Genomic DNA, 9,189 nt, shown 5'->3' with positions numbered 1-9,189 from the left:
AGGGAAAACAAGACAGGAAGTTAACACCGAGTGGAAAAAGTTAACAGTCCCTTCGCATAATTTCGCAACGGCTTCTACTAAAGGATGTCGCGCGAAGGACTCCCCCGGAGCCATCGCTGGGCACCTCAAACGCCGCCGGGGCTCGCCGCCGATATCGCCGGGACCGGCATCGGGCTCGCTGGCTGGTGTGTTATGGCGTGATCTCGTTCCCTAGTCTCCGAAGTAACCGGTATGCCAGTGCTCGTCGCCGCATTCGATCAGGCCTGCGCTGTGCGGCTCGAACATGGCGCTCAAGCGCTTGGACCAACTCGCTAACATAGTTCTTAAAAATGAGCATAGCGTGAAGCAGCAGCGCATGGTTTTAGCGGTACGGAGCCGCGCCTAGACCGGACAGATGAAACGCGAGACGCATTGACAAGTCACTAGTCTTGCGTATTGCGGCGTCTCATTATTGTCCATGCAGATCATCGACTGGTGGACGGTGGACGTATAACCAGAAGTCATTGAGGACGGTTCTTTCGCCAGCGAGTGGCTTCTATTCGGGGTGCCCTTGCAATGCACAGAGGAATCGCTCCTGCATGCGGTAGAATGAGTCGCGATTCTGCAGGACTTGACATGACCGCCGATCAATCAGGCATGCCCCTGAAGTGCACGATATGGACCAAACGGAAGCGCGTCGGGCCTTGTGTTCCGCGCATTCTGGTGGTCGATGATTATGCAGACACCGCTGACGCGATCAGCATGGTACTCGCGCTCGACGGTTTCGACGCTCAGGTCGCCTATCGCGGGAACGCGGCCGTCGACGCGGTCGCACGCTGGCAGCCGCAGGTCGTATTACTCGACATCTGTATGCCAGATATGTCTGGGCTAGAGGTCGCTGTAAGGCTTCGAGAGATCGAAAGCACGTCAGAGACGGTGCTCATCGCACATTCGGCATTGGCGACTGAGGCCGATCTGGCCCGCGCAAAGGGGTCCGGTTTCGATGCATTCTGCGCAAAGCCGACAGATGCCATGAAGTTAGGCCCACTTCTTCGCCATTTCACCGTGCTCGTGGAGCCGTAAGTTCCCCGAGCGACAGGCATGGGAGCTTTTCATCGCGGTTGTTCGCCGCCGTTCGATCATGAGGCGCAGGCCGATCAAAAGCTCCCCGTCCTTCACATAGCGAAGACCCCGATACACACCCTGCGGTGTGCTGTTCCGACGGACAGTCTAGAGCGCGATGAGGTTGAGACACCGTGCAGAATGCCGCGGAGAGCGCCGTTGATCACACTTCAATAATCAAAGCTGAAAAAGAGCGTGTGCCGCTCGTCTGCAGCAAGCGTTTGTTTGTTTGCGGGGCTCGCGAGCGCGCTGCGCCTACGCTAAAGCGAGCCAACGGAAATACTAATAAACATGTCGGGGGCAGCGGCTTGCGCATTGCGATCGGACCGCACTACGGCTCGTCAAAAAGGCGCACTTTCCCGGCCCACAGAACTCTTGATGAACAAACATCAACACCGCCTCATCTATAATCCAAGCACTACAGTCTCTTAGCGCAGGAAGCCTACTTCATGAATCAATCGCGCGGGCGATACTTGGGGCCTCAACACACCGGCCAGCGCCAAACGAGCCACGTCAAAAAATTGTCGTCTAACCGACAGGGCCAACCAAATGTGAAAGGATCTCCTGCTCGAGACCTGACTCAGACCGCTTCCATTTTCAAGACGCGATCGTTCCAATTGCTAGTCGATGCGGTGGGCGCAGAAAATATCGCGTTAGGGCTTGATTCAAACCTGACGCGAGTGGCCGAACTGACAAAGGGCGAGCGGTTCACGCCCGAAACGGCCTTTCACATGGAAACCACGCTGGGCTTGCCCCACGGCTTCTTTGACCAGCCCAATCCTGTGCTCGCGGCTGAGACCATCGCTCGTTTGAGATCGCCACTCGACTTCGTTCAAACGGACCCCGAACCAGAAGTAGCGTCCGAAACGATTAAGCCGGCTCCCGCACCAAAAGTCAGCCAGCAGCCATTTCTTAAGAATCGTGTACCGGAGGAACCGGAAATGCCGAAGAAATCGACTGGCGGATCGCCAACGCTCGTCCAGAGCCGTAGAAGTCCTGCCGTGCAGCTTGTCGCTCTTGCCCCTGTCAAAGACTCACCAGCGAAATCCAAGACCCCTGCAAAAACGAACCAACAGCCGCCGCTGGCGGTAAATGACGGCGCGGATGTTCAAACTATCCGCCGCGCCAACCTCCACGTTCTCACGACCCGAAACGGATCGAAAGTGAAACTTGGCGCGGTCATGGGGCTTACCGGTTCCAACATGGCCCATCGGCTACACGGCAAGAAACGCATGGACGATGCCGAAGCAGATCGTTTCACGGAGCGCCTAGCTTTGCCAACCGGCTGGTTGGATATACCGCGTTCGGAAGCAGACATCCCTGAGTCGGTGTCCCGTTTGCTTCTTCCTGCTGCCCGCGGTCAGCCATCTGTCAAGCCACGACAGCTGCCTGCGGCCCCAACAAACGAGCACGCGCTAGTGAAGTCAACCCGTGCGAAAGCACGCGCTTGGACGGGTGCGACGGTCGATGCCGAAAGCCCACCCGTTCCAGCGGGTGCTTCGCCGGCAAAAGAGGCGACTGTTGTCAGCCTGCAAGATCATGTGAACGCCCCCTCCGCTGAGCTTGCCAGTCCCGCAACTGGGAAGACAAATGACACAGCGCACGAGCAGATCTCGGCTGCTGCAGTCCCGCAGCTACACTCCATCCCGCCGCGCCCGTTCACTTCCGTGACGAGCTTGGAAAATCTCGAAGGTATTGAACCGATAGCGGAGGCGCTGATCAAGACCCTGGCAGGCAAAGCACGCACGGGCCGACTGGATGAGTTGAAAGCGCTGGAGCTGTTGCAGCAAGCGGTATTGCTTTGAGCCGACGGTCGGAAGTAAATGCACGGGGGCCCGCAACGGCCGCGCGAAGTCGGGCTTGCACAGATCTGGCGTCAGGCGCTCACGAGAAAATCGTCCCGATTTTTGTCGATGATCCAGTGCGGCGCCCGTCCTCGACCGCTCCATGTGGCACCGCTTCGCAAATCGCAATACTTTGGCACAGCGGCGGTCGTAACTTTATGGCTTTCAATCTCCCGACCCATCAGATCCGCGAGGCTGATTTGATATTCACGCATCTTGCGCACGATTCTGGCGAGGACCACTTCTGATTCACGCTGGCGTGTCGCAGTCACCTGCTGCTGAAGAGCTTGACGCTGTGCGAGCAGTTCTTTAAGGCTAGCTTGTTTAATTTCCATTCAGGAAGATTTGCTCTTTGATGTTAATTCAAGATGTGGCGCACATGGTGGCAACTAATGAGGGCGACGGGTAATCTCTCGCGGTTCGCTACGCGACCGATAGGCTGCGTCCTGTGCACATCCACTGCGACGGAGCGCAGGCGATGTGACGTCACGACACGTTAGTGATAGGCCGTCGGCTCGACCCGCAAGGCCACATACATGCGAAGGCAAAGAGTAGTGTCTCCTGGAGGCGGCGAGATGAGCAGCGGCCACCACTTTAAGCCGGACCACCTGCGAGCAGATGCGACGACCGTACAGGCCTAGAGCGGCTGAATGTTGGCCGCTTGCTTGCCTTTCGGGCCTTGCTTTACTTCAAAGCTGACCTTCTGGTTCTCGTGCAGAGACTTGAAGCCGTCCGCCTTTACTTCAGAGAAGTGCGCAAACAAATCCTCACCGCCGTCATCCGGCGTGATGAAGCCAAAACCTTTTGCGTCGTTGAACCACTTTACGGTACCGGTTGCCATCTGCTGATTTTCCTAGAGATCATGCATTTTGAGTCGTCACGCCGCATATTGAATTCGAAACGCGACCACATCCTTATAGCACGCGAAAATCCCTCCGACCACCCGGATCTGCCCTTCGTGTTCACACCGCCCCCAAAAAAAGCTCGCCTTCGTGCTCCGACGGCACCAAAAAAGTTCGACCAGTGCAATCTCGTACGCCCTGCCCCAGTCTTTCGCAGCCGCGAGTCAAGAATGGCGAGGTGCCAAGACCAACCTCCTCGCACTATCGGTGAGGGTCTAAACGGTGATGAGACAAGCGCCGGTGGACTTCGCCAAGAACGATATCATCAGCTCCAGATACCTTCCGGAGAATACTCATGAACAAGCTATTCCGGTCGCTGTGGCCGCATTTTTCTCGGTCGGAATCGCTTGCGCCCAAACGTCCGCTGCGGCTACGACGTTTACCCGAAAGACCGGGTCGACTGTAGCGACTGGGTCGACCGGCGAGGCCCCGGAAACCCATAAAAATGAAAAGCTGCTGTCGAGCGCAACCAAAACGTCATTCACTAAGAAATACAAAACGGTCGACAAGGGTAACGCTGCTGCTGGCGACTGAAGCCGTGGAGAAAGACGGAAAGCAACTTGCGAGCGCCGCGGTAGCCTCATTCATGAAAAAGTGAAAGGCTGATGCAGGCTCGTAATCGTTGGTCGAAGACAGGATGGCAGCTGTTGAACTTGTTCGTGAGCTTAGTCATTGCGCGGATTGAACAGCCGCCCCGACCTTCGCATCCATCTCGGGTTGTCAAGCTCCCTTAGCGCCGCGGTAGTTCTGGAACGACGAGGTCTCGGTTGTCCTTCCGTGGCAGGCCAGGGAAAGGCCAAGTGTCATTTCGAAAGCGGAGCAGAACGCATGCCTTCCCAGCCTCGAGATTTGACGAGCAATGGCGAGCAATTCGATAGTCGCGCTGCTGCTTAGCCGCTTATCATTTCCTTATCTCGCTTCCGAGTTCGTCGCCCGATCAGGCGCTATTGCCTTGAGGCGTCATCGAGCACTTGGCGGACCTCGCGCGCGAGGTCTGCTTGTCGGTATGGTTTGTGAATGACATTGAAACGCACGCCATTGACGTCGGTCACTTCCGCAGCGACGTCAGCGTATCCAGTCGCCACGAGCACGCGGAGGCCTGGCTTCAGTCGTCTGGCTTCGCGAGCCAGTCCAACGCCGGTCAGGGTGCCCGGCATTACGAGGTCCGTGAAAAGCAAGTCGAAATCTTCGCCCGACGCAAGAAGGGTCAAGGCGTCCGCTGCATTCAGCGCAAATTTGGTCGAGTAGCCTAACTCGTTAAGCATCGCCTCCGCCACTTCGCCCACGTCTTTCCGGTCATCCACGACGAGCACTTTCTCGCTCCCGTTTTGCCGGACCACATGTAAGACACCGACGTGCGACTCCTCGGGCATCTCGACTGCCGGGAAGTAAAACGTCAACGTCGTGCCGACCCCATGTTCCGACGATACGGCGAGTGCGCCGCCGGCCTGGCGCGCGAAAGCCGCCACCATGCTCAGGCCGAGTCCCGTACCTTTTCCTTGGCCTTTGGTTGTAAAGAACGGCGTAAGCACCTTACCGACGACGTCCGGCGTCATGCCAGTTCCATTGTCAGTAATCGAGAGGGTCACGCATTGCCCTTCAGGCAAGTCGACCGGAGCTTTCGAATCACTTTTCGCTACATCGAAGTTATCGGTCTGCAGCAGCACTTGGGCGTCAGCCTGGCCGCTCAATGCATCACGTGCGTTCAATATGATGTTGAGCACAGCCATTTCCAGCTGTCCGACGTCCAGCTGACAATTCCGGAGGCTCTTCGTAAAGGCGGTTCGAATTGAAACTGCGTCTCCCAGCGTTTGCCGCGTGAGTTCGAGCAAGTCCTCGCAAACATCGTTCAGATTCACTGTGCGGCCCACCAGCACCTGCTTTCGCGCGAAAAGCAGCAATTGTTGGGTTAAAGACGCCGCGGTTTTGACTGCGCCTCGAATCTTCGCGATATTCCTTAGAATTGTCTCGTCGCCAGCGTCCGTTTTGACGCTCACGTCGAGAAGGTCGACATACCCGACCATGACTTGCAGGAGGTTATTGAAGTCGTGAGCGACACCACCTGCCAGTTGCCCCAACGCTTCCATCTTCCGTGCTTGATGCAAGCCTTCCTCAGCCTCATGTCTACGGCTCACGTCAACCTGGGATGCGAAGAAGTACACCAGCTCATTTTCTTCGTTGAGAATGGGTGCGACAAAAAGCTCGTTCCAAAACGTCGTCTTGTCCTTCCGATAATTGAGAATTTCGGCGGCGAACTCTCTTCCTTCTGATAAGGCGAGACGAAGCTCTGCGAGAGCGGCCGGGTCCGTCTTTGGACCCTGCAAGAACCTGCAGTTACGGCCGTAAATTTCGCGGTCACCATAGCCGGTGAGTTTCCGGAACGCGTCATTCGCAAAGATAATCGGGTGGTCGGGATGGCGCGCGTCCGCGACCAACATGGGGGTACGTGTCGTCGTTACGGCCGCGAAGAAAAGGTCAGCTTGGCAATGGCCGAGACCCAGACTATTTTCGGCGACGGGGTGTGGGCCATGTTTTGCTGAATACATGATTGCTTCTCCTCGGAACGTTGATGCGTAGACGCCACCTCAGTTCCGCTGCTTGCCGCATAAGCGGAGGGCGAATTCGATACGCGTGACGCCATTTTGTTGGTGGTCATTTGGTCTTCACAGGAATTCCCCTTGGTCCGCTTTCTTCGAAAGTGCCCTCCGCGACCTCGTCGCCCATTCTGGTTTCTCCGTTTTCTGGTGTGTTTGTAAGCCTCGCGCGTGCCTCGTGCCAAAAATCGTCGTCATGCCCTTCTGGGCTGCCTGCTGCCAACCAGAGGTCATACGCTCGGCTTCGTATGTCGGACTCGGAAATTTCTGTACTCATCTTCCTTTCCTAAATTGAATGTCGAAGGATGGGGTTTTTAAGAACATCTCCCCTAGGTTGAAAAACGCAGGCCAATGGATACCTACTATCGGTACCCATCATGGCCCTTTCGTTACCCGGTTGTGGTAAAGATTGTCGAAAGGTGGTATGCGCTCAGTAAACGGCCCTATGGGGTGCTTTACGCTTGCTTCGCGAGACCGGTTCGCGCGGTGGGAGATGCGTGGCCCGGGATGGCACCGCGTGTCAGCGCCAGTTCGCAACAACGCACGGGTTAGATTTGATGTGGCGAGCGTCGGCAGCATGGAGACTCGTCGCAGGCGGCCGGAGAACGTCGTCAAATAAGTCTGCATGGATTAGCATCTGAAAGTTGAAAATCGTTCGCTAAATATGCTATTGACCGGTGCGTCCAATTTCAGATGCACTATCCTTAGAGAGCTAGCTGCGAGCAACCGTGGCTGCAACGAGCTAACAAACACTCATTGGAGGTTGGCCGTCATGAAGTCGCTAATCTATACAATATTCGCCGCGTCGGTTCTCGCAGCTCCGGTCGTGTCAATCGCACAGTCGGATTCGCCTGTGACGCGAACTCAGGTTCGTGCTGAACTCAAGCAGCTCGAACTGGCGGGCTATATGCCAGCCAGCGGAGATGAACCGAGTTATCCCGCAAACATCCAAGCCGCAGAAGCGCGTATTGCAGTGCAGAACGACGCGGCGAGCGGGTATGGGGGAGCGGTAAGCGGTTCGTCGGCGTCTGGAGGCGGAGCGGCAACACACCCTGCATCCGCAGGTGATATGAACAAGCTATATGGCGGTCAATAAGCCACTGTCGAACGCACTTCTGAGAGCGCCGCTTCGAAAGCTACTGGTGGCGGAAAGCGAGCTAGTGTCTCGGCCTATTTGCTCGTAACGAGAGGCCACTCATGTACCAAACATCCACCTTCGACTACATGGGCTCGGCGATTGTTCCAGTCGTCGTAGAAGACCAGTCGGGTTTCCGCTCGATGGCCACTGCCACTGACCGCAACGGCGACGAATATAGAACCGGAGCGCTCGGCTGGTTTTCGAGCGAAGGGAGAGCGCGCCAATTCGCCATCGAATATGCGCAAAGCGAAATCAGACGACGTTGTATGGCGTCTCTCTTAAGCGAGAAATAGCTGGGCCTTGCCCGGTTAGCGCTCGAAAGCGTCATCGTTCGGGTGACTTGCCAGACCATGCGCCAATCACCGTATCCGTCCCCGCAAGAATGCGTGGTTCATTTGGTGTCTTAAACTTGGCGGCAACGGTTTCAAGTTAGCGAGGCTACCAAACGCAAGATTGGCTAGAAAGAGGCCATATCACCGGGCGTTGATGCGTTTGGCGCTTCGAGCCAGGAGCGCGACATCGTCGTGCGAGTCTATACTTCGCCGGCTGGCGCAAAGGAAACCGAGAGCAATTCGGCGAGATGCCATAACGCACAGGGCCGCCGGCAGTACCCATCAAACCCTCGTTGCTGCAGCGTCCCAATGCTTTCTTGTACGGGTCTGCTCATCGCGACCAACAGCCGAGAGTGGTTCTCCGGTTCGTCGTGCATTTCTTTGATGAACGATGTGTCGCCAGTCCGTCCCAGCCGTGTATCAAACAAGACGGCCTGAGGCTCCCATGCCCGAACGATGGCGCCGGTCGCAGAGAAGTCTCGTTCGTACATGGCAGCGAAGCCTTTGATACCGAATAACAGGACAGATGATTCGCCAACTGACTTTTCCGAATGAGCCACCAATATTCGGCGGCAGCCGACCCCAGTAGGCAACCGCTTGGGGCTCCAGATACCGTACTCGCTTCCTGCTGCTTCGAAATGACGTCCTGTCATGTCCCTGCCCCTCGTTGGTAGTTGGCCGAGGAGTAACACCTGCGAAAGGGCCTGGTGTTGCAGGTCTGCGTAACCAACGAGTAGGTTACTACCAAAATTGAAATTCCAATTGTCCGCGTGTTGCCGAATTTCCATCCGGGGTCGAAAGCACCTCAATATCAGAAATCGGAGTGGACGTAGGCGTCAAATTTTGGCCATCGCATTGAACGGTGCGCGCATTCTATGTGGTGTCGCTGGCATTCGGCGACAGGCTACCTGTCGGAGGAAATGAAAGAGGTCATCTGGTCAATAGTGGCTGGCGCCTTAATCCGTTCAATGGCCTTGGCACCGACTGGCCCATCGCAATCTTGCGGCCGGGATGGGCCGTTTAGCTGACAACGAACGGGCAGTTCGGCCGTCACCGGTGCTCGTGCGGTCAGCCCATGTGCAGCCCGCCGTTCAGCGAGAAGTCCGCACCGGTCGAGAAGCCCGACTCGTCCGATGCCAGCCACGCCACGATCGAACCGATTTCTTCGGGACGGCCGAGGCGGCGCACCGGAATCGTCGCAACGATCTTCTCGAGCACTTCCGGACGGATCGCCTTCACCATGTCCGTGCCGATGTAGCCCGGCGACACGGTGTTCAC

11 protein-coding genes are annotated in these 9,189 nt (G+C 56.6%); 5 read left to right on the top strand and 6 right to left on the bottom strand.

All coding sequences use genetic code 11. The annotated features are described in order from the left end of the window. Positions 1-615: 615 nt before the first annotated feature. Together AWB65_RS33525 and AWB65_RS33520 are read left to right on the top strand one after the other, a co-directional pair. Positions 616-1,062 carry a response regulator gene (locus AWB65_RS33525; RefSeq protein ID WP_087671106.1) on the top strand — a complete coding sequence of 149 codons (447 nt, stop codon included), beginning with the start codon at positions 616-618 and terminating at the stop codon, positions 1,060-1,062. A 488-nt stretch (positions 1,063-1,550) separates the two neighbouring features. Then, positions 1,551-2,906, top strand: coding sequence for a hypothetical protein (locus AWB65_RS33520; protein ID WP_087671105.1), 1,356 nt, complete (start codon positions 1,551-1,553; stop codon positions 2,904-2,906). Positions 2,907-2,977: 71 nt separating this feature from the next. Here AWB65_RS33520 and AWB65_RS33515 read toward each other — a convergent pair whose 3' ends face one another. Both AWB65_RS33515 and AWB65_RS33510 read right to left on the bottom strand, forming a co-directional pair. Further along, complete coding sequence (locus AWB65_RS33515; RefSeq protein WP_087671104.1) at positions 2,978-3,280, bottom strand: H-NS histone family protein; 303 nt, start codon at positions 3,278-3,280, stop codon at positions 2,978-2,980. Between the two features lie 302 nt (positions 3,281-3,582). Next, on the bottom strand, positions 3,583-3,786 hold the full coding sequence (locus AWB65_RS33510) for a cold-shock protein (RefSeq protein ID WP_087671103.1): 204 nt from the start codon (positions 3,784-3,786) through the stop codon (positions 3,583-3,585). Between the two features lie 301 nt (positions 3,787-4,087). Here AWB65_RS33510 and AWB65_RS33505 point away from each other — a divergent pair, with 301 nt between their 5' ends. Beyond that, on the top strand, positions 4,088-4,381 hold the full coding sequence (locus tag AWB65_RS33505) for a hypothetical protein (RefSeq protein WP_125474286.1): 294 nt from the start codon (positions 4,088-4,090) through the stop codon (positions 4,379-4,381). Positions 4,382-4,791: 410 nt separating this feature from the next. Here AWB65_RS33505 and AWB65_RS33500 read toward each other — a convergent pair whose 3' ends face one another. Both AWB65_RS33500 and AWB65_RS37970 read right to left on the bottom strand, forming a co-directional pair. Continuing rightward, complete coding sequence (locus AWB65_RS33500) at positions 4,792-6,393, bottom strand: histidine kinase famiy protein (protein WP_087671101.1); 1,602 nt, start codon at positions 6,391-6,393, stop codon at positions 4,792-4,794. Between the two features lie 106 nt (positions 6,394-6,499). Then, positions 6,500-6,718 (bottom strand): DUF2934 domain-containing protein, encoded by a 219-nt coding sequence (locus AWB65_RS37970; RefSeq protein ID WP_087671100.1) that lies wholly within the window; start codon positions 6,716-6,718, stop codon positions 6,500-6,502. A 387-nt stretch (positions 6,719-7,105) separates the two neighbouring features. Between AWB65_RS37970 and AWB65_RS33490 the strand changes: the two genes are divergently transcribed. Both AWB65_RS33490 and AWB65_RS33485 read left to right on the top strand, forming a co-directional pair. Continuing rightward, on the top strand, positions 7,106-7,537 hold the full coding sequence (locus AWB65_RS33490; protein ID WP_327359520.1) for a DUF4148 domain-containing protein: 432 nt from the start codon (positions 7,106-7,108) through the stop codon (positions 7,535-7,537). A 101-nt stretch (positions 7,538-7,638) separates the two neighbouring features. Next, the gene (locus AWB65_RS33485; protein ID WP_087671098.1) at positions 7,639-7,872 is read left to right on the top strand and encodes a hypothetical protein; all 234 of its coding nucleotides are present in this window, start codon (positions 7,639-7,641) and stop codon (positions 7,870-7,872) included. 239 nt (positions 7,873-8,111) lie between these two features. Here AWB65_RS33485 and AWB65_RS33480 read toward each other — a convergent pair whose 3' ends face one another. Together AWB65_RS33480 and AWB65_RS33475 are read right to left on the bottom strand one after the other, a co-directional pair. Next, complete coding sequence (locus tag AWB65_RS33480; RefSeq protein ID WP_125474285.1) at positions 8,112-8,564, bottom strand: hypothetical protein; 453 nt, start codon at positions 8,562-8,564, stop codon at positions 8,112-8,114. Positions 8,565-8,979: 415 nt separating this feature from the next. After that, on the bottom strand, positions 8,980-9,189 hold a 210-nt coding region (locus AWB65_RS33475), incomplete at its 5' end, for an SDR family oxidoreductase (RefSeq protein WP_125474284.1).

The sequence above is a fragment of the Caballeronia humi genome (genome assembly GCF_001544475.1).
Lineage (GTDB): Bacteria > Pseudomonadota > Gammaproteobacteria > Burkholderiales > Burkholderiaceae > Caballeronia > Caballeronia humi.
The sequence above is the reverse complement of the archived record's forward strand: the minus strand, read 5'-3'. Positions and strand labels throughout refer to the sequence as shown.